This is a genomic window from Deltaproteobacteria bacterium PRO3 (assembly GCA_030263375.1).
In the GTDB taxonomy this organism is placed as follows: domain Bacteria; phylum UBA10199; class UBA10199; order DSSB01; family DSSB01; genus DSSB01.
The window spans coordinates 45088-63765 of sequence record SZOV01000006.1 but is presented as its reverse complement, the minus strand read 5'-3'; the positions used below and the strand labels follow the sequence as shown (position 1 = coordinate 63765).

Genomic DNA, 18678 nt, shown 5'->3' with positions numbered 1-18678 from the left:
TGAGTCGAGCAGTCGTCCAGGAGAAATATCCAGCGCCCGAGCCAAACGCTCCAGCGTCTTGAGCGTGCAATCTCTTTTCCCGGACTCCAGGTCGATGAGATTGGGGCGGAATATCCCGGCGCGCTCGGCCAGAGCGGCTTGAGACAGGCCCCGGGCGACTCTATTTGAATTGGAAAACCAAGCCGGAAAATCTCGCTTTGACTAGAGATAAACAATTTGAAACTTTTATTTGCATAACCCCTGACAAAACCGTTTTTAACAGGCTTTTCAATTTATTACATCTAAAGCATGGCCTCCTATTTTATGACGCCTTTACCTGGAAAGCCCTCTCAGACCAACTTCTAGATCGTCTAACCTCACCTCTCCATTTTTGGAGCCATGCATATTTAAAGTAGGCCAAATTAATTTTTATCTCGCTCTTCTATTTGAATTTCAATAAGTTCATTTCAAAAATTGAAATTTGACTCTCCCCCCTCGAGTAAAAAGCTTGATAAAATTTAAAGCGATCGCGTCCATTTTTGCGACATTTATCTTCAATAATTTTGAAGATGCGCATTTTATCTTCAATAGGGGTATTAATTCCGAAAATAATTCCATCCAGATCGTCCAACGAATATTGATATTTTCGATGCTCTTCCAAAGTAAAATCTGTCGCAACTTCGCTAAGTATTAGCCTGTACTCATCTTCATAAGACCAGTCATTTAACTTAGTTGTTATTCCACCATAAAAATCTTCCCAATATTTTTTACGCCATCGATCTTCATTTCTAAAAATTTCATCGCTGCAAATACTTTCTTCTCCAAATTCATTTTTGTACCAAAAAGATTGTAAAGCAGGGATCGGGAGCCTTCCAAGAGATCTAAAAAAATCAATTTGAGGATAATCCTTTGAATAGGTTACTTTATGAAACTGGAAACTGACTTCCTTTCTACTTCTCGCGGACTGGCTCTCTACGCCTTTTAGCTTAATAATAGGTTTGCCATTTAATGATCGTGGCTTAAATTTTAAGCAAACACCTCTATGTCTATCCCCATAATGCCCCCATATGGCCGGATTGTTAATGTTTACTAAAAAGCATGCTGTAAACCAATTTGGATGAACGATTTTTTCGAGCTCCCTAACATAATGTTCAGGAAACAGAAAAAATACCATTTCCTTATTCTGAGGAAGAGGAGTAGACGCTTGATTGTATTTGTTAATTAAGTGAAGTTGGTAATGAAAATTATTTATGGTTGCCCAAATTTGATCTGAGATCTTTCCATCAACCGATGGATTTTGGATTATTTTATTAAATCCCTTTCGTGTTTGAGGATCGATTAGAATTTTCTCGATTAATTTGCGAAATGGAATATTTCCATCACTTTTTCTAATAAACCTCTGATTCTCATAATAGGTGAAGATGGAACATAAAGCGTAGCAATGTAACTGTCGCAAATGCCATATTAACTCATCTCGCCGTACTGGTCTTTTTAGTAAGGACAACATATTAGCATATTGCGCAGTTGCTTTATTCTCGAAAAATTTTTTACATATGGCCTTAAAAGATTCTTTATATTTTTCAGTTGGAAGATCTCTCTCAGTATTAAAAACAGGAATATCTAAAGCACGTATCTCATCCGTTTCCCTGCTAAGGATCAGAAGTGTGCACACTCTTTCCAGGCATAACAAATAGTGTTTTAATAAATTTTTCCAAACTATCTCATCTCCACACCAAAAAATATCCTTAAACCCTTCAATAGGGTCATTGAGCTGGTATGGAGCCGCAAAGAATATTTCCTGATTTTCAAGCTCTTGACGTTTGCCCAACAAAGAATTCAAAGACCTAAATCTATATAAAAATTCCGGCATCCACATTCTCCAATAGAAATTTTAGGGTAAAACCTATTGTAATAGGAAAAGGCTCTCTCCCTTCAAGCAAAGGCAAATTTTCCCACAATACTCCCACAAAATAGGCGAAACTGACCCAATAATGACCTCATAATGTCTTTTCCACCAAGGAAACAACTTTATGAAAAGTCGTTAATAATTTATCAGTTGTTTACTTCCAAAAGGTTTTGCGGGAAATTCCAAATCGAATTTGGAAACAGAAGGTCGTCCCCACCTCCAATGACTAATTTTCCATACCCCTTCCATTAAATACGCATAATTAATAACCCCATGCCCCCACCCATAATCACCGCTTGGCAAAAACTCCCTTTAACCTCTCCCCCCTTCCTATTCCCCGGAGACGAATTCTTATTGCATCCAAAGCACCGCCAAAAAATATCCCTCCTCAAAAACTTCTCCGAATATTGCCGAAGCGAACAACTAGAAGGGAAAAGCTCCAAGCTCCACCTGGGACTTCTCCCGCTCCCCTACTGGGGCGATTTGCAGCGTGCCAAAATATTCCTCTTGATGCTAAATCCCGGACTCGGCCACCTGAATTACTATTCTGAATACAAGATCCCCGCCTGCCGCAAGATGCTCTTAAACAACCTCCGGCAAAAGAACTTGGACAAACGCTATCCCAACGTCTTCCTCAACCCACGCCACTGTTGGGACGGCGGTTACCGATATTGGACCGGGAAGCTCGCTCCCATCCTAAGGACGTTGATGACGAAACGGCAATGCACCTATCAAGAGGCCTTGAGCCTCTTATCTCGCCGATTGGCCTGCGTTCAGCTGGTTCCCTACCATTCGGCCTCCTTTCAAGCCGGGTCTATGGTGTCGAAACTTGCCTCCTCCAGTCTGGCCATGGATTTTGTTCATGACGACCTTCTACCCAAGGCGCGCAAGGAGAAAATTCAGATCATCGTCCTTCGAGGTAACAATTTTTGGAAATTGCGGGAGGAAAGTCAGGTGATCGTCTATCGCAACCACGAATCGCGGGGCGCCTCTCTGTCGCTGAACAGCAGGGGCGGAAAGGCCATATTGCGAAATATCCAAAACTAACGCGGCCGCGAAGGCGGAGACATATTATTAAGTCTATAAAAAGAATGCCTTCCATCCTCCAAATTCCGTCTTCCTTGCTGCGAACAAGATGTCTTACCAGGGCCCCCTATTTTTTAATTCCTAGAATCCCCCCACCATGCTATCCCTCAACAATGCCGGCCAAAATTAGGTCCACCCTAATCTCAGGTCTCTTCCTTCTTCTCCTCCCCTTATCCCTCTGGGCCAACGACGTCTCGGTTGAAGACGCCGCGGAAGAAATTGTCATCACGATGCGGGCCGACCTTTGCCCCGACCCCAAGGACAATCCCGACACCCCGGAGGCCGAAGGGCCCACCGTCGAGCAAGTCCAACAATTCCTCGAAGCCCATCTAGAAAACCTCCACCGAATCTGGAACGCCTGCACCCGGACCTTCCGGATGGGCAAGGGACAACCCCCCAAGCCGGTGCGCTTCATCTTCGACATCCAGGTGATCGAAGACTGCGACCAAGAGCGCGATCCCGATCGGAAACGCATCAAGGTTCATCTCGGCAAGCCGCCGCCCGAATCGCGAAAGAAGGCAGACACCGAAAATCTCTGGATCGAGGAAACCACTTCGAAGAATTTCGCCCATGAGCTCGGGCATTCGATGGGCCTGGGCGAAGAATACCAATACAATGGCGGGCCGACCCGTCAAAACCTGATGGGACGCGGCGAAAACGAGACGGTACTGGCCTACCACATCACCACCATCATCTTCACCAACGCGGGCGATCCCGATCGCGCCGAGGTCGCGCGCCGGGCCACAATGAAGACCTGCCTGCGGATGAAGGACCAAAAATTGGCGCGGAAAATCGCGGCCCAAAACGGCATCACCGACGCCCAATACGACGCCTACAAAGAAATATTCACGGCCAACAACAGCGAAATCCAGCCGGAGGCGCCCAAATGATTCTTCGAAAGATGAAATCATGCGCGGTATTGCTTTGGGCTTGCCTGGCCGCTTGCGGCGGCGGATCCTCGGACTGGCGGGATTCGCCCTACGATCTCGCCGCGGGCGCCACGCTCCAGCAAGTGGCGCTCGACGTCTCCAAGCTCTCCGGCCTCAATTTTTCCATCGACCCCGAATTGCAGGCCCGGCTCGACGCCCAAGCCGTCGACTTGCCGGTGCTGCTGGACCTTAACGTCGGGCAAGTCCTGACCCTGCTCCAAGACATGATGCCGCCTCATGCCGCCTTCCTCTACGAAGAGCAGGCCAATGGAGACTATATCCTGCGACCCTCCTACACCGAGGCGGAAAACCTGCCCCCGTCCGAAACGAAGATCGTCGACTTCGACGCATTCGCCGAGTTGGGCTTTCGAGCCTTGATCAGCGATCCCAGCCTCCCGGATATCTGCGGCGGCGATGAGGATATCCTGGGGCAATTGGGCTCGGGCGGGCCCTTCGAAATATCGACCGCCGTCGTTTCCGACCCCGGCGGCCACGCGCCCTTTATCGGCGCATTCCCGCCCTTCCTCGAGGTCGCCATCGCTGGCAACGCCATCAGCATGTTCGGGGATCCGCCCTGGGTGACGGTCGAGGGGACGATCCAAAACAACGGCAGTTTCACCTGCAGCGGAAGCGGCACGGTGGCCGGTTTCCCCGACGTTCAGGTCGATTTCGTCGGCCAAGCCATGCCAGGGGCCCTCAGCGGAACCCTCACGGTCGGCGCCGACGGCGCCTTGCCCGGCGGAACCTCGGTAATCTATAGCGTCTCGCCTTAAACTTTAATCGATCCTGCAACCCATCGCCTTCCTCAATCGCCGTCGACGTCCTTTCCGTCTTCCGACTCCAGCAGCATCAGCCACGAAGAACACCTGAGGCGGGTGGCCAACGGGACGTGGAAATGACGCGATATTGGCTTGGCAGATTCCGTCATTATTTTGGCAGATTATCATTTTAAAAATGATAATCGCCGTCTCGCATCGGGGCTCATCCACCGTCACCGAGCTTATCCTCCGAAAAAATCTGCGTTTATATATGGTACCTGACTTGGCGCCGGGATTGCTTATGTTTCGGCAAGAGCGATGATCGCTCGGAAACAAACAAGGCTAAGGAGAACTCGCATGAAAAGCATCGCGCTAAACCACGTCACCTTTTCCAAACACCAAGTCGGTCTTTGGACCACGCTGCGAAAATTCTTCCAGGCCGAAACCGATTCCCGCAGCTCGGCCCTGCAGACCAACTTGCAGCAAACGCCGCAGGAGGAATTCGCCTTCTTCAATCATGAATATGAATTGGAAGACTACATCCGTAGCTTTCGGGAGTAAGGGAGCTGGGGGGAAAAGGCGCATGAGGATTTTATTTCCTTCCGCCGGCGCCTTCGTGCCATAAATCCCCCCATGAAAAAATTCCTTCTCCTGGCGCTGGCGATGGGCGCCTGCGGCGCGGATGGGGCCATGGCGCAGGCCCAGCCCAATCCCCCCGTCTCCGGCATCTATCAAAAATTGACCTTGGGCGTGGATCCGTCCCAAGAGTTCGTCACCGGTTATTACGACGACATTTACGAACCGCCCAACCTGGCGAGCAGCGAATGCCGTTTCTACCTCTACGGAAAAAAGACGGGCGACAAATACTCCGTCACGGCTTGGCTGCCTGGGGAGAAAAAAGCCAAGGCGACCTCGGGCCAGCTGACCTTTTATACGGCAAACCCCAACTATCCCAGCGTGCTCCTCAAGCTGGACAAGCTCAGACGGGATTGCACCCAGCTCAACCCCAAGCTGGCGAAGGAAGCAGGCGCCCTGCTAGACAAAAGCAAGGGCGGGTCCTGGACCGAGGTTCGGATCGTCCAAAATCCCAAGGCGCATTATTTCCAAAATCCGGATCCCGCCGCGCCCGCGCGCGGCTCCGCGAAGCGAGGCACCGTGCTCACCGTCTCGGCTTGGCAGGGAGGCTGGGCCCAGGTCCAGGCGGACCAAAAGCCCAAGGGCTGGATTCCGGAGGCTGATCTTTATCCCAGGAGCCCGGAAGAGACCTCCGCAAGCGCCGCGAGCGCACAGGCCGAGACGCCCACGACCGCTCCCTCCAAAGAAACCTCCGCGCCCGCAATTGCCGCCAAGCAACCGGCTCCCAATGCCGCCGCCAGCTCATCGCCGGCGATTCCCGCTGCCGCGGCGCCTGCGGAATCGAAGCCCGCCCTCCTCCAGCGCTTAAAGTCTCTCAACGCCGAGGCCTTCGACATGGCCCTCCAAGTCCTGAAAAATCCCGCCGGCCGTTCCTCGCTCGCCGATAAGCGAGACGGGTTGGAGCAAGAGCTCAACGCCCTCCTCTCCCGCCTGAACCAAGTCGATCCCGCGGCCTATCGCCGGGAATCGCCCAGTCTCTTCGAAACCTTTTTGGATTTGCAGTATGTCAGACAGGATCAGCAGGTGGTGAGCTTGAGGTTGAAGGCGAAGATGCAAGACCTCGCCAAATAGAAGAACGAGCCGGAGGACTTTTCTGCTCCCCACTGCCACCCGTCTCGACGCACCCTGAGCCGTCTTTTTTATTTGCTTTGGCTCTCCAGCTTCTTCTCGATCTTTTCCTCGATTTTCTCGTTGATCATCTGCTTGCAAGGCTCGGACAGGCTGGCGTAGTTGGACTTCAAGCAGGCCTTGATCTTGTCCTCGTTCAAGCCGGCACCCGGGCAGAATTTCTTGCGATCTTCCCGGCATTCCCCCAGGGCGAAACTCAGAGAAGGCGCGGCAAGCGTCAGCAAGGCTGCGAACAGGACGATTTTCTTCGGCATAGACCCTCCGGATGAAAATAAGTTCTGAAGATTTTTCTCTCTTTTTCGAAAAACCACAAGCATTCTCGATTTCGGTCCGCCGCGACCCCCCGACTCGCCGACCCTCTACCGGTCGCGTTCTCCAGGATTTGCCTGACCACCGGTTCCCGCCCGTTAAAAAATTGTAAAATGAATATTTTAATTTTGTTTTCTGAGCACAGGCGCCCGGAGCTGTTTTTAAATAACACAATTATTCCAGCAAGTTATCGATTAAGCTCTTCTGGCACCCCTCTTGCTATTTTTTTAGCGCATCCAGTCTTTTCCCCAGGAGGGTCTATGTCCAAGCCTCGGTTTTTTTGCCTGCTGTTTCTCCTGTTTTGTGCCTCCGGTCTCGGCATCGCCGAGGCCAAGAACGTCACCTTCGACATCCACCACGGCGGCCAATACTTTCGCACGGTGACCATGACGGAGGAGGACTATCGAAGGACCGCCGCGCGGCTTCAAGGCACGTCCATTTCCTTGATACCGCACGCGGACGTTGAGGACAGGAACGAAGCGCCCGACGCGCGAGCGCAGGCGCCCAGACCGGACGAGGCGCAACGACGGCGCGCCGCAGAGGCGAAACAGGAGCAATGGGAGCGGGAATTCGAGACACGGAGCGCGGCGGCGGCCCGGCGGGAAGCCGACTGGAAACAGGACAACGAAGCCCGCCGCCTTGCCGCCGAGACCCGGGAAAAAGACTGGGCGCAGGACTTCGAGGCGCGCCGCGCCGCGGCCCTCGAACGCATGAAGGAATGGGAACGCGAGATGGACCAGCGCCGCGTCGCCGCCGAGAATTTGATGCAGAGTTGGCGCGACCAATTCGACTTGCTCCATCGGGCCGCCCAACGGGGCTTCGAGGCCTGGAGATCGGCACGGTAATCGGTAGGCCGTTCAACGACGCGACTCCGGCGCGAACGATCACCATCCACGAAACGCCGAAGCGGTCGGCCACCATCCCGAAGCACGGTTATTTATTCGGAATCATTCCGCCGCGGCCCGGCCATGAAGTAGGGATTTGGGCTAGACCTTTGCTTTCCGATACACTACAGGCGGGGGATGAGCCATTCAATGACGGCTTCCCCGCGCAGCAAAGACGGCAGCCTCCATGTCACCGACGAGGTCTGGAACACGATCATCTCCTCCGTGGGCGCCTTGCTCTCCCTCGTCGGCGTTGTGCTGATGATTGTGCGCGCCAAGGCAACCGAGCCGACCTCGCACGTATGGGCTCTGGCTATTTACGGGTTTGGCCTGGTCAACATGTTCCTCTCGAGCGCCCTTCACCACGGAATCCACGGCTCTCCGAAGACCAATCACCGTCTTTGGCTATACGATTACTTTTCGATCTCATTGATGATCGCCGGCACCTTCACTCCCTTCTGCGTGATCGTGATGAAGAACGCCATGGGCTGGACCGTGCTGGGACTCATTTGGGCGCTGGCCGTCCTGGGGATAGTGCTGAAGGGTTTCTTTCCGCACGTGCCGCGCTGGCTCATGACCTCTCTTTTTATCGGGATGGGCTGGATGGGCCTATGGATCATGAAGCCCTTATACCAGGCCATCCACTGGCAAGGTTTTTCCTTCTTGCTCTTAGGCGGCCTCTTCTACACGGTAGGCGGTTTGATCTACGTCTTTGAAAAACCCAACCTCCTACCCGGGAAATTCGGTTTTCACGAAGTTTGGCATTGCTTCGTCGTTGCGGGCGCGGCCAGTCACTTTTATTTGATATATTCCTACCTATAAGGCTTCGGCCTCGAGATCCAAACCACTCATGCCAAACCGATCCGGCCTTAGGCCGGCACGATCACCATCCACGACACCCCGAAGCGGTCGGCCACCATCCCGAAGCGCGGGGAGAAGAAGGTCTTCGCCAGGGGCATCTGCACCTGACCTCCCTCGGCCAGCGCGGCGAAATAGCGATCGGCCTCCGCGGCGTTCGCGACGGACAAGGAAAGGGAGAATCCCTGGAAGCTGGCTTTCCCCGCGCAATTGCCATCCGAGGCCATCACGCGGGCCTTGCCGATGCGGAAGCTCGCGTGCATGATCTTCTCCGTGGAGCCCGGCGGGTTCATGGCGGGCTCGGGATTTTCCTTGAATCGCATCAACATCTCCACTTCGGCGCCGAGGGCCTTGCGGTAGAACTCGAGGGCCTCCTCGCAGCAGCCGTCGAAAAAGAGATAGGGTTCGATCGCTGGGGTGTCGGTCGTTGGGCTCATGATTTCCTCCGTATTGTCGGTATTGCAGATGAATATTATTTTATCCCGCGGCGTTTTTCGCTGTCGCGAATCATGCCGGTGAGGTCGCCGGCCGGGCGGATCTCGAAGGGACCGGCCTTCACGCCGGGATGTTTCGACATCAGCTCGATCGCGTGCTTCAGGTCCCGGGCCTCGAGCAATAGGATGCCGCCCAGCTGCTCCTTGGTCTCGGCGTAAGGGCCGTCGGTGACCGTCGCCTTCCCATCCTGCCAACGCAGGGTGACGCCGGTGCGGGGGCCCTGCAGGGCCTCGCCGCCGACGAAGTGCCCGTTCTTCCGCAAGAAGTCGTCGTAGTTGAAACACTCGTCGATCATGGCGTCGCGTTGGTCGTCGGGCAGCGATTCGAATTTGCCCTCTTCGATGTATCCGAGGCAGATGAATTTCATGGGCGTCTCCTTATAGGCGGTCATTCAACCTAACCTGACGACGGATGACCATCGGATCCTCGACAGGGCCTTACATTTTTTTAAAGCCGTCGGCCGGGGAAGCTATGAGGGGCGCTGCCAAACAAGGCGGGGTCCGTCGAATAAATTCAATATTATCAAATAGATATAACTTGCCCCGTCTTACTTGTTCAATTCTTGTTCTTATTCGCCATGGATTACTTAGCCTTTCCCGGCCGCCCACAACCTTTTTAAAAGAAATTCGATAATCCGGCGTTCGTAACTTATAAATTTCCAGGGGCACCTCCAGCGAGGTTTCCCCATGAGCCCTCCCAGCCTTTGCCGTCCCGTAACGCACTCTTCCCCTTCTCTCACTTGTGAATCGACGGCGGAGTCCGCACCACCCGCATTTAACGAGTCCTCCGTGGAGCGGTGGAGATCTCAAGGGGATTGCCTGGCATCCCTGTTGGGGAGATTTTCCGCGCAAACCTCCATGCTGTGGAGCCGCGGACCGCGGGCGGAAATGGCCGGGGAAAACGTCGAGAGAGAAAATCCGGTTTCCTGGACCCACGGCATGACGCAGGCCCTTCGCCACCTTGGCCCCCTCCTCTTCGGAGGTGCCTTATTCCTACTCCCCGCGGGTTGCAGCAGTTCAAGCTCGCGGCAAGCGTCGGAATCCGAATCGGAAACGGAGGAGATCCCCAACCTGACCCCTCCCCTGGAACTGCGCCGCGAGACGCAGCTGGAAGGAACGCCGCGCGCCGGCACGGTCCTATGGCTGGGCCAGCAACATGCCCTTCCCGAAGCCATGGAGGAGCACATGCCCCGGGATCCGGTGCAGCGCCTGGCATACATCGAAGCCACCGCCCGGAACCAATTCGCCGCGCTCCAGACCCTGGAGAACGAGGGCATCACCCATCTTTTTGTGGAAGGTTTTAGCGCGGCCGAGGAGGTCGAAGCCGTCCGCGCCGCCCGGGGGCCCGACGGAAGGGAATACCGTGAGCTGTTTCGCCGCATACCAAGTCGCTTTGAAGACCTGAATCTGGAGCAACGCCTGGCCCTGTTCAATTACGGCGCCGAGCAGATTTACTTAATCCTTCATGACAATGTGCATTTGCACGGCGCGGCCACGCCGAACCATCGCGAGGAAAACGTGACCCGAATGCAAGAATTGATGGCACGCCATCGCCGGGGCGAGGACATCGCGGCCGCCTTGGAGGCCTTCGACGAATCCCGCGAAACCTACGCGGCGCGCCGCGTGACGGAATTTTTAAGCTCCCACCCCGAAGAAAGAGTGGCGCTCATTTTCGGAAGCGATCACGACTTCGCCGACAACTTCGCCGCGATCGAGAATCCTCCGCGCCTGGTATCTTACCGTTGGGAACCGCGGCGGCCTTAGTTCCAACCAAGGCCCTTCCGAAACCTCTCGAAATGATCCTCCGGATTTCCGAATTTCGCCCGGTAATCCGCCAGGCTCAGCTCAAGGACCTTGAGCGCCTCCGCCCGGTCGTAGACCTCGGCGATCCTCACCGGATGGTCGGCGGCACCGGGGTCCCGCTTATAGCTCAAGAAGTAATGCTTCAGTCGGTCCAGAAGCCCCGCCGGACATTCGGAAATATCCTGCCAATTCCCATAGGACAAGTCGGAATCCAGCACGGCCACGATCTTGTCGTCCGCCTGATTTCCGTCGATCATCCGAAGACCGCCGATGGGCTTCATCCTCGCCACAAATCCGCCGTGCGCGATGGTCTTTTCGGTCAGGACACAGACGTCCAGGGGATCCCCGTCTCCCTCGACGGCGGTGCCGCCGACCCGGGCGACACAACGCGCCGCCACTTGGTCCCCGCAATAAGTTTGGGGGATGAATCCATATAGCGTCGGACATAGGCTGGAAAACCTATGTGGACGATCCAAACGCAGTTGCCCGGAAGACTTGTCGAGCTCGTATTTCACGACGTCGGTGGGGACGATTTCGATGAAGGCATGGTAGATGCCGTCCCCGGCGCTCGGCGGCACGCCGTGCCAGGGATGGGCTTGAAACAAGGGAATGGGAGCAGGATTCGACTTCGGATCTTTGGACTTCATAGGTTCAGGCCCCATATTGGGTTTGACGGCGCTTGGCGCAGCCCCTACTATATCGCACAAAAAGGAATTCCTTATGAAACACGCCCCGCTCGCCCTGATACTCACCTTCCTGCTAACCTCCGCCGCCCACGCCGCCGTCAACATCTACGGCCCGGGAGGCATGAGCTGCGCCAAGTACAACCAGAGCACCGGGGCCGACAAAGACGCCTTCAAGTATTGGGGGCAGGGCTATATCTCCGGCATCAACGCGATGAAGAACTTCGACATGACCCGCGGCAAAGACCCCGCGACGGTGCTGGCCTGGATCGACGCCTACTGCGTGAAAAATCCCGCCAGCAGCTACAACGGCGCGGTGGACTCGTTGATCCTCGACATCAACGCCAATCGTTAGGCCGCCTCTTTCTTCCGGCAAAAAAAGCTGTCCAGCGCGAGACAGCCTCCGCCTCCCACCATCACGGCCAGCGCCATCGAGATCAAGGCCAGGTTGTACTCGAAACCCTGGTTCTGGAGGAAAAAGCCGTTCTTCCCGTGCACGGTGAAGATGGCGCCCGCCATGATGATCCCGATGCCCAGCGCGGCGAGTCGGCTCAAAAACCCCGCCATCAGCGCGATGCCGCCCAACAGCTCGCCGAAAATCACCATATAGGCCAGCGCCGCGGGCAGGCCGTTCTTGGTCATCATCCCGACCATCGCCTCAAGTCCCGGCCCGCCGAACCAGCCCAGGGCCTTGTGCGCCCCGTGCATGAAGAAAATGAAGCCCAAGGCCACGCGCACCAGGGAGAGCGCGCAGCACCGGAATCCGTTCGCCTTGCATTGTTCGCCTCGAGTCATGGGGCCTCCTTCATAGAAACGTTTGGTGACGTTGGGAACCGTTCCCATTTATCGCCCTCAGCCCCTGGTTTGGCCAGAGTTATTTCTCTGACACTGATCTCGCCGGAGCTCCATTTTTCCGGCAAAACAAATCCAGTTTCAGATACCCGCTCCTTCATTTCTGAGAAGGAATGCGATGAAATCCAATTCCATGTTTCCGAGATCGCCGTCGATCCTTCTGATGACGACGTGACTCTCACCGACATCCTTTGCAGGTGCGACGGAGGCGTTGTCGCCAACTCCAACGACTCACTAGCCGTCATCCCAAGAAATATTAAATAATTTTAATAGGTTAAACCCATATTCCGCAAAGTGAAAAAAGATTTTCTTTCCCAGAGAATTTTTTCCGAAGGAAAATGTCGATCCACCGCGGTTCGACCGTCGACAGGTCGAAGACAACCCATAGGAGTCCAAAATGAAATACCTGCTTCTCATCTATTACGACGAAAAGGCGCTCGAGCGAGCCGGCAAGGAGTACGATTCCAAAGTCGAGCGGGAGTGTCTGCAACACACCGAGCAGCTCGAGGCCCAGGGAAAATTCCTCGGCGGCAACCGCCTCTACCCCACCACAACCGCCACCTGCGTCCGCGCCCAGGACGGCAAACGGCTAGTCACAGACGGCCCCTTCGCCGAGACGCGCGAGCAGCTGGGCGGTTACTGCCTGATCGAGGCCAAGGATTTGGACGAGGCCATCGAGATCGCCTCGCACCTCCCCTCCGGGCAGCTGGGCACCGTCGAGATCCGCCCGGTCATGGAACACGAACAACAACCTTAACCGCGAGAGATTTATTGCTGGCTATTTTTCAGGAGGTTCCCATGAAATTCATGATCATTGTCAAAGCAACGCCCGATTCCGAAGCCGGCGCCATGCCGGAAGAAAAACTCATCGCCGAAATGGCCGAATACCACGAAGCGCTCGCCAAGGCCGGGATGCTGCTCGACGCCTCGGGCCTGCAACCGACCTCGAAAGGATGGCGTATCCGCTACCAGGGTAGCGACCGCACCCTTATCGACGGTCCCTTTGCGGAGACCAAGGAACTGATCGCCGGCTACACCTTGATTGAAGCCAAGTCTCGGGAAGAGGCCCTAGAATGGACGCGACGTTTTCCAAATCCCGCAGGGAACGGCAAGGCGGCCGAAATCGAGGTGCGGCAACTTTTCACCCTGGACGATTTCGAGCCCAGCGATGCGATCACCCGCTTCCGCGAGCTGGAAACCAGCCTGGCAAAATAAAAGGGAAATACCGCCATGTTGAAAAAAACCCTCCTCGCGCTCTTGATCCTGGCCGCCGGCTTCGCCGTCGTGGTCGCCCTGCAGCCCTCCGACTTCCGCGTCTCGCGCTCGGCCAAGATGGCCGCGCCGCCGGAAACGGTCTTCGCCCAGGTGAACGACTTTCACCAATGGCAGGCCTGGTCGCCCTGGGCCAAGCTGGATCCGAACGCCCAATTCTCGTATTCCGGTCCGGCCTCGGGCCCCGGAGCCATCTTCCGGTGGGCCGGAAACAACGAGGTCGGCGAAGGCGCCATGACCATTCTCGAATCCAAGCCCGGCGAGCGGATCCTCATCCAACTGGATTTCCTCAAACCCATGGCCGGCACCAGCACCGCGGAGTTCACCTTCCGTCCCGAGGCGGGCCAAACCTCGGTCACTTGGAGCATGTTCGGAAAAAACAACTTCATCGCCAAGGCTATGGGCCTCTTCATGAACTGCGACGAAATGATCGGAGGCCAGTTCGAAAAGGGATTGGCCCAGATGAAGTCGGTGGTGGAAGCGGCACCGAAATAACGTCCCGCTTCCGAAAGGAATCCCGCCATGTGCCCCGCCTGTATCGCCACCCTGGCTTGGATCGCGGCCGGAACGGCCTCCGCGGGCGGCGTCGCCGCCCTCGCGGTCAAGAAATTGCGCGCCAAAAAGAAGGAGAAAAGACGATGAAAAAATCCGCGAAAAAAGAGCCGAAACCCAAGATCGTTTCCCGCGCGGCTTGGTTGAAGGCGCGCAAGGCCCTGCTGGCAAAAGAAAAGCGGTTGACCCGCCAGCGCGACGCCCTCACCGCCGCGCGACGCCGGCTGCCCTGGGTCAAGATCGAAAAGGACTACGTCTTCGAGGGCCCCCACGGCAGGCAGTCCCTCTCCGACCTCTTCGCGGGCCGTAGACAGTTGATTGTGTATCACTTCATGTTCGGCCCGCAATGGGAGGAAGGCTGCCCCAGCTGCTCCTTCATCGGCGACCATATGGATGCTACACTCCCCCACTTGCGGGCGCGCGACACGACCCTAATCGCGGTATCGCGGGCTCCCTACTTCAAGCTCCAGGCCTTTCAAAAACGGATGGGGTGGAGATTTCCCTGGTATTCGTCCTTTGGGGACAACTTTAACTTCGACTTCCACGTCTCCTTCACCCCGGAAGCGATCGCGAAGGGGGAAGTCTATTATAACTACCAAAAAACGACGTTCCCGGTCGAAGAGGCTCCCGGCCTCAGCGTGTTCTATAAAGACTCGAAGGGCGAGATTTTTCACACCTACTCCAGCTACGCGCGGGGACTCGAGAACCTGCTGGGCACCTACAACTTCCTCGACCTAGTCCCCAAGGGACGCGACGAGGACGGCCTGGCCTTTTCCATGGCCTGGGTCCGGCACCATGACCGCTACGACGACAATGATGTCGTCGATCCGAAAGCGGGCTACCGCGCACCCGAAGGCGCCGTGTCGGCGGGAAAGATCTAGCTCCGGTTTGCTCGCAGAGGCTTGCTAGACCGAGCCTCGGTGTGGCATTTTCGCCTTGTGACTGGACAAGCCAAGGAAACCCTCGAGCGGGTCTTTCGAGAAGAGTACGGCCGCATCATCGCCGGCCTGATCCGGATCTCCGGCTCCTTCGATCTGGCCGAAGAGTCGCTGCAAGAGGCCTTCGCCGCCGCGCTGCCCGATTGGGAGCGGCAGGGCCCACCGCGCAACCCGGGCGCCTGGCTGACGACCGTGGCGCACCGCAAGCTCCTCGACGCCCTGCGCCGCGCCAAGACGCGCAGCGCGAAGGAACCCGAGCTTAGGCAGGAGGCGGAGCGGGCGCAAGGCGCCGCGGCGCCGCCCTCCTCCCCGCCCTCGGAGGAGTCCATGGAATATCCGGACGAACGCCTTCGGCTCATCTTCACCTGCTGCCACCCCGCGCTCAACCGCGAGGCCCAGGTGGCCCTCACCCTCCGCACCTTGGGCGGCCTCGCCACCGCCGAGATCGCCCGCGCCTTCCTCGTCCCCGAGGCAACCATGGCGCAGCGCCTGGTCCGCGCCAAGAACAAGATCCGCCAGGCCCGCATCCCCTACGAGGTGCCGAAGCTCGAGGCCTTACCCGAGCGCCTCGAGGCGGTGCAGACGGCTCTCTACCTGATTTTCAACGAGGGTTACGCCGCGACGGAGGGCGAGGCCTTGGTCCGCGCCGAGCTCTGCGCGGAGGCGATCCGCCTGGCCCGCGTCCTCTGCGAGCTGCTGCCCGCGGAACCCGAGAACCTCGGCCTGCTCGCCCTCATGCTCCTGCAGGATTCCCGCCGCCTGACCCGCACGGACGGCCAAGGTGACCTCGTCACCTTGGAGGAACAGGATCGCTCGCGTTGGAATGCGGCCGAGATCGCCGAGGGAAAGGAGCTCCTGGCGCGCGCCCTGCGCTTCGACCGCGTCGGCGCCTACCAGCTGCAGGCCGCCATCGCGGCGACCCACGCCGGAGCGAAGACCGCCGCCGAGACCGATTGGGCCGGCATCGTCCGGCTCTACGACCGCCTGCTACAGATCCACCCCTCCCCCATCGTCGCCTTGAACCGCGCCGCGGCGGTGGCCATGAGCGAGGGTTATGAGAAGGGCCTGGCCCAGGTGGAAGCGGCGGGGGCCTCGGGCCGGCTGGAGGACTACTACCTGTATCACGCCGCGCGCGCGGACCTGCTGCGCCGCCTGAATCGTGCCGAAGCGGCGGCCGCCGCCTACGGACGCGCACTCGAGCTCACGACCAACAGGGTCGAGCGGCGCTATCTCAAGCGCCGGCTGCAGGAGTTGGGAAAAGACTAGGATGGCGAACTCTTCCGGAAAAATCCTCGCCCGCCTGCAGCGCCTTTACCCCCGGGCGAGGAGCGCCCTCGACTTCAGGACGCAGCTCCAGGCCCTGATCGCGGCCATCCTGGCGGCCCAATGCACCGACACCCGCGTCAACCAGGTCACGCCGGAGCTGTTCCGCAAATACCGTAAGGCCGAGGACTACGCGCGGGTCCCCCTGACGACGCTGCAGAACGACATCCGCAGCATCAACTTCTACCGCAACAAGGCGCGCAGCATCCAGGCCTGCTGCCGAATGCTATTGGAGAAGTTCGGCGGGGAGGTCCCGAAGACCCTGGAAGAGATGGTCGAGCTGCCCGGCGTGGGCCGCAAGACCGCCAACATGGTCCTGGGCAACAGTTATGGGGTTCCGGGGATCATCGTCGACACCCACGTGATCCGCGTCGCCTTCCGCCTGGGGCTGACGCGGGAGAAAAAGCCGGAAAAGATCGAGATGGATTTAATGAAGCTCGTGCCAAAGCCGCGCTGGACGCTGTTCTCCCACCAACTCAGCAGCCACGGCCGCACGCTGTGCAAGGCGCCAACCCCGCTCTGCTCGCAGTGCGCCTTGAATCCGCTCTGCCCGAAGGTCGGTGTCCAACGTTCGAAGTAAGGCGCCGTCTGCCCGACCTATACCTTCAGGCGATAGCCCGTCTTGAAGATCCAGCGCAACACCGCCAGACAGAGCAGCAAAAAACCGAAGGTCATCCCCAGGCTCACCCCGACGTTCACGTCCGCCCTCTCAAAGAAGCTCCAGCGGAAGGCGCTGACCAGGTAGACCACCGGATTGAACAGCGTGACCTTTTGCCAAAAGGGCGGCAGCATGTGGATGGAATAGAAGCTCCCACCCAGGAAGGTCAGCGGGGTGACGATCAGCAAAGGCACCATCTGCAGCTTCTCGAAGCCGTCCGCCCAGATGCCGATCATGAAGCCGAACAGCGAGAAGGTCACGGCGGTCAAGACGAGGAAGGCCAGCATCCAGACGGGGTGCGCGATCTTGAGCGGGACGAAGAAATGGGCCGTGCCCAGGATCAGCAGGCCAAGGATTATCGACTTGGTCGCGGCGGCGCCCACGTAGCTGACGACGATCTCGAAGTAAGAGACCGGCGCGGAGAGCAACTCGTAGATCGTCCCGGTGAACTTGGGAAAGTAGATGGCGAAAGAGGCGTTGGAGATGCTGGTGGTCAGGGTCGACAGCATGATGAGACCGGGCACGATGAAGGCCCCGTAGGTGACGCCGTCGATGTCGGTGATCCGAGAGCCGATCGCCGAGCCGAAGACCACGAAGTACAACGAGGTCGAGAGCACCGGCGAGACGATGCTCTGCAGCAGGGTCCGGCGGGTACGCGACATCTCAAACTTATAGATGGCTCGAATCGCGTGAAAATTCATCGCTTCTCCCTCACCAGGCTCACGAAGATCTCCTCCAACGAGCTCTGGTCGGTGTTCAGGTCCTTGAATTCAATCCCCGCCTCATGGAGATCGCGCAGCAGGGTCGCGATTCCGCCGGTCTCGTCCCGCGAGTCGTAGGTGTAGACCAGCTCGGCGCCGCCGGGCGCGATCTCCAGCCGGTAGCCGGCCAGGCTCTCGGGCAGCCGCTCGACCTTGCCCTGCAGATGAAGGGTCAGTTGCTTGCGCCCCAGCTTGCGGATGATCTCATGCTTGTCCTCCACCAGGATGATCTCGCCCCGGCTGATCACGCCGATGCGGTCGGCCATCTCCTCGGCCTCCTCGATGTAGTGCGTGGTCAGGATGATCGTCACGCCCTTGTCGCGGAGCGAGCGCACCAGCTCCCACATGTCGCGGCGCAGCTCGACGTCGACCCCCGCCGTCGGCTCGTCCAGGAAGAGGATCTCCGGCTCGTGCGAGAGGGCCTTGGCGATCAGCAGGCGCCGTTTCATGCCGCCGGAGAGCGTCATGATCTTGTTGTCTTTCTTGTCCCAAAGCGAGAGCTGCTTGAGGATCGTTTCGATGTGGGCCGGGTTGGCCGGCTTGCCGAAGAGGCCGCGGCTGAAGCTGACGGCGTTCCAGACGCTCTCGAAGGCGTCGGTGGTGAGCTCTTGCGGCACGAGTCCGATCTTGGCGCGGGCCGCTCGGTAGTCCCGCACGTTGTCGTGGCCGTCCACGACGACGCGGCCCTCGGTGGCGGTGACGACGCCGCAGACGATGCCGATCAAGGTCGTCTTCCCGGCGCCGTTGGGACCCAGCAGGGCGAAGATCTCGCCGCGGCGGATCTCCAAATTGACGCGCTTGAGGGCCTGAAAGCCCGAGGCATAAACCTTCGACAGATTGGACACGGAGAGCACGGCGGACACCCCATC

At 57.4% G+C, this 18678-nt stretch carries 24 protein-coding genes; 15 read left to right on the top strand and 9 right to left on the bottom strand.

The annotated features are described in order from the left end of the window. Together FBR05_02390 and FBR05_02385 are read right to left on the bottom strand one after the other, a co-directional pair. The coding region (locus FBR05_02390; protein MDL1871034.1) for a helix-turn-helix transcriptional regulator at window positions 1-147 on the bottom strand (147 nt) is incomplete at its 3' end. 274 nt (window positions 148-421) lie between these two features. Beyond that, window positions 422-1855 carry a DUF2971 domain-containing protein gene (locus FBR05_02385; GenBank protein MDL1871033.1) on the bottom strand — a complete coding sequence of 478 codons (1434 nt, stop codon included), beginning with the start codon at window positions 1853-1855 and terminating at the stop codon, window positions 422-424. A 540-nt stretch (window positions 1856-2395) separates the two neighbouring features. On the opposite strand from FBR05_02385, the gene FBR05_02380 reads away from it, so the two are divergent. From FBR05_02380 to FBR05_02360, 5 genes are all read left to right on the top strand, one after another. Beyond that, a complete protein-coding gene (locus FBR05_02380; GenBank protein MDL1871032.1) occupies window positions 2396-2932 on the top strand; it encodes a hypothetical protein in 537 nt (178 codons plus the stop codon). A 269-nt stretch (window positions 2933-3201) separates the two neighbouring features. Then, a complete protein-coding gene (locus tag FBR05_02375) occupies window positions 3202-3861 on the top strand; it encodes a hypothetical protein (protein MDL1871031.1) in 660 nt (219 codons plus the stop codon). Beyond that, entirely contained in the window at window positions 3858-4673 is an 816-nt protein-coding gene (locus FBR05_02370; GenBank protein ID MDL1871030.1) for a hypothetical protein, read from the top strand. Before FBR05_02375 ends, FBR05_02370 begins: the two co-directional genes overlap by 4 nt. A gap of 342 nt (window positions 4674-5015) precedes the next feature. Further along, complete coding sequence (locus tag FBR05_02365; GenBank protein MDL1871029.1) at window positions 5016-5219, top strand: hypothetical protein; 204 nt, start codon at window positions 5016-5018, stop codon at window positions 5217-5219. Window positions 5220-5291: 72 nt separating this feature from the next. Next, on the top strand, window positions 5292-6365 hold the full coding sequence (locus FBR05_02360) for a hypothetical protein (GenBank protein ID MDL1871028.1): 1074 nt from the start codon (window positions 5292-5294) through the stop codon (window positions 6363-6365). Between the two features lie 68 nt (window positions 6366-6433). On the opposite strand, the gene FBR05_02355 is transcribed toward FBR05_02360, so the two are convergent. Then, window positions 6434-6676: a hypothetical protein gene (locus FBR05_02355; GenBank protein MDL1871027.1), complete on the bottom strand. Its 243-nt coding sequence runs from the start codon at window positions 6674-6676 to the stop codon at window positions 6434-6436. Between the two features lie 315 nt (window positions 6677-6991). Between FBR05_02355 and FBR05_02350 the strand changes: the two genes are divergently transcribed. Both FBR05_02350 and FBR05_02345 read left to right on the top strand, forming a co-directional pair. Then, window positions 6992-7576, top strand: a complete 585-nt coding sequence (locus tag FBR05_02350) for a hypothetical protein (protein ID MDL1871026.1) — start codon at window positions 6992-6994, stop codon at window positions 7574-7576. A 177-nt stretch (window positions 7577-7753) separates the two neighbouring features. Further along, complete coding sequence (locus tag FBR05_02345; GenBank protein ID MDL1871025.1) at window positions 7754-8437, top strand: hemolysin III family protein; 684 nt, start codon at window positions 7754-7756, stop codon at window positions 8435-8437. Between the two features lie 47 nt (window positions 8438-8484). Here the strand turns inward: FBR05_02345 and FBR05_02340 are convergent, their stop codons facing one another. After that, window positions 8485-8910 carry a VOC family protein gene (locus FBR05_02340; protein ID MDL1871024.1) on the bottom strand — a complete coding sequence of 142 codons (426 nt, stop codon included), beginning with the start codon at window positions 8908-8910 and terminating at the stop codon, window positions 8485-8487. A gap of 35 nt (window positions 8911-8945) precedes the next feature. Further along, the gene (locus FBR05_02335) at window positions 8946-9335 is read right to left on the bottom strand and encodes a YciI family protein (protein ID MDL1871023.1); all 390 of its coding nucleotides are present in this window, start codon (window positions 9333-9335) and stop codon (window positions 8946-8948) included. 490 nt (window positions 9336-9825) lie between these two features. Here FBR05_02335 and FBR05_02330 point away from each other — a divergent pair, with 490 nt between their 5' ends. Beyond that, complete coding sequence (locus tag FBR05_02330) at window positions 9826-10731, top strand: hypothetical protein (GenBank protein ID MDL1871022.1); 906 nt, start codon at window positions 9826-9828, stop codon at window positions 10729-10731. Here FBR05_02330 and FBR05_02325 read toward each other — a convergent pair. Next, window positions 10728-11417, bottom strand: a complete 690-nt coding sequence (locus FBR05_02325; GenBank protein MDL1871021.1) for an inorganic pyrophosphatase — start codon at window positions 11415-11417, stop codon at window positions 10728-10730. The two genes, FBR05_02330 and FBR05_02325, sit on opposite strands and share 4 nt — an antisense overlap. 73 nt (window positions 11418-11490) lie before the next feature. Here FBR05_02325 and FBR05_02320 point away from each other — a divergent pair, with 73 nt between their 5' ends. After that, complete coding sequence (locus FBR05_02320) at window positions 11491-11808, top strand: hypothetical protein (GenBank protein ID MDL1871020.1); 318 nt, start codon at window positions 11491-11493, stop codon at window positions 11806-11808. On the opposite strand, the gene FBR05_02315 is transcribed toward FBR05_02320, so the two are convergent. Next, window positions 11805-12248 carry a DoxX family protein gene (locus tag FBR05_02315; protein MDL1871019.1) on the bottom strand — a complete coding sequence of 148 codons (444 nt, stop codon included), beginning with the start codon at window positions 12246-12248 and terminating at the stop codon, window positions 11805-11807. The two genes, FBR05_02320 and FBR05_02315, sit on opposite strands and share 4 nt — an antisense overlap. Before the next feature lie 454 nt (window positions 12249-12702). On the opposite strand from FBR05_02315, the gene FBR05_02310 reads away from it, so the two are divergent. The 6 genes from FBR05_02310 to nth all read left to right on the top strand — a co-directional run bounded on the left by FBR05_02310 (window position 12703) and on the right by nth (window position 16970). Continuing rightward, window positions 12703-13062 carry a YciI family protein gene (locus tag FBR05_02310; GenBank protein MDL1871018.1) on the top strand — a complete coding sequence of 120 codons (360 nt, stop codon included), beginning with the start codon at window positions 12703-12705 and terminating at the stop codon, window positions 13060-13062. Between the two features lie 41 nt (window positions 13063-13103). Next, window positions 13104-13520, top strand: coding sequence for a YciI family protein (locus FBR05_02305; protein ID MDL1871017.1), 417 nt, complete (start codon window positions 13104-13106; stop codon window positions 13518-13520). 15 nt (window positions 13521-13535) lie between these two features. After that, complete coding sequence (locus FBR05_02300) at window positions 13536-14072, top strand: polyketide cyclase (protein MDL1871016.1); 537 nt, start codon at window positions 13536-13538, stop codon at window positions 14070-14072. Window positions 14073-14215: 143 nt separating this feature from the next. Beyond that, window positions 14216-15010 (top strand): DUF899 domain-containing protein, encoded by a 795-nt coding sequence (locus tag FBR05_02295; protein MDL1871015.1) that lies wholly within the window; start codon window positions 14216-14218, stop codon window positions 15008-15010. A gap of 57 nt (window positions 15011-15067) precedes the next feature. Continuing rightward, window positions 15068-16333, top strand: a complete 1266-nt coding sequence (locus FBR05_02290) for an RNA polymerase sigma factor (GenBank protein ID MDL1871014.1) — start codon at window positions 15068-15070, stop codon at window positions 16331-16333. Between the two features lies 1 nt (window position 16334). Then, window positions 16335-16970, top strand: a complete 636-nt coding sequence (gene nth / locus FBR05_02285) for an endonuclease III (protein MDL1871013.1) — start codon at window positions 16335-16337, stop codon at window positions 16968-16970. A 17-nt stretch (window positions 16971-16987) separates the two neighbouring features. On the opposite strand, the gene FBR05_02280 is transcribed toward nth, so the two are convergent. Then, a complete protein-coding gene (locus FBR05_02280; GenBank protein MDL1871012.1) occupies window positions 16988-17749 on the bottom strand; it encodes an ABC transporter permease in 762 nt (253 codons plus the stop codon). Next, window positions 17746-18672, bottom strand: coding sequence for an ABC transporter ATP-binding protein (locus FBR05_02275; protein MDL1871011.1), 927 nt, complete (start codon window positions 18670-18672; stop codon window positions 17746-17748). Before FBR05_02275 ends, FBR05_02280 begins: the two co-directional genes overlap by 4 nt. Between the last annotated feature and the right edge of the window lie 6 nt (window positions 18673-18678).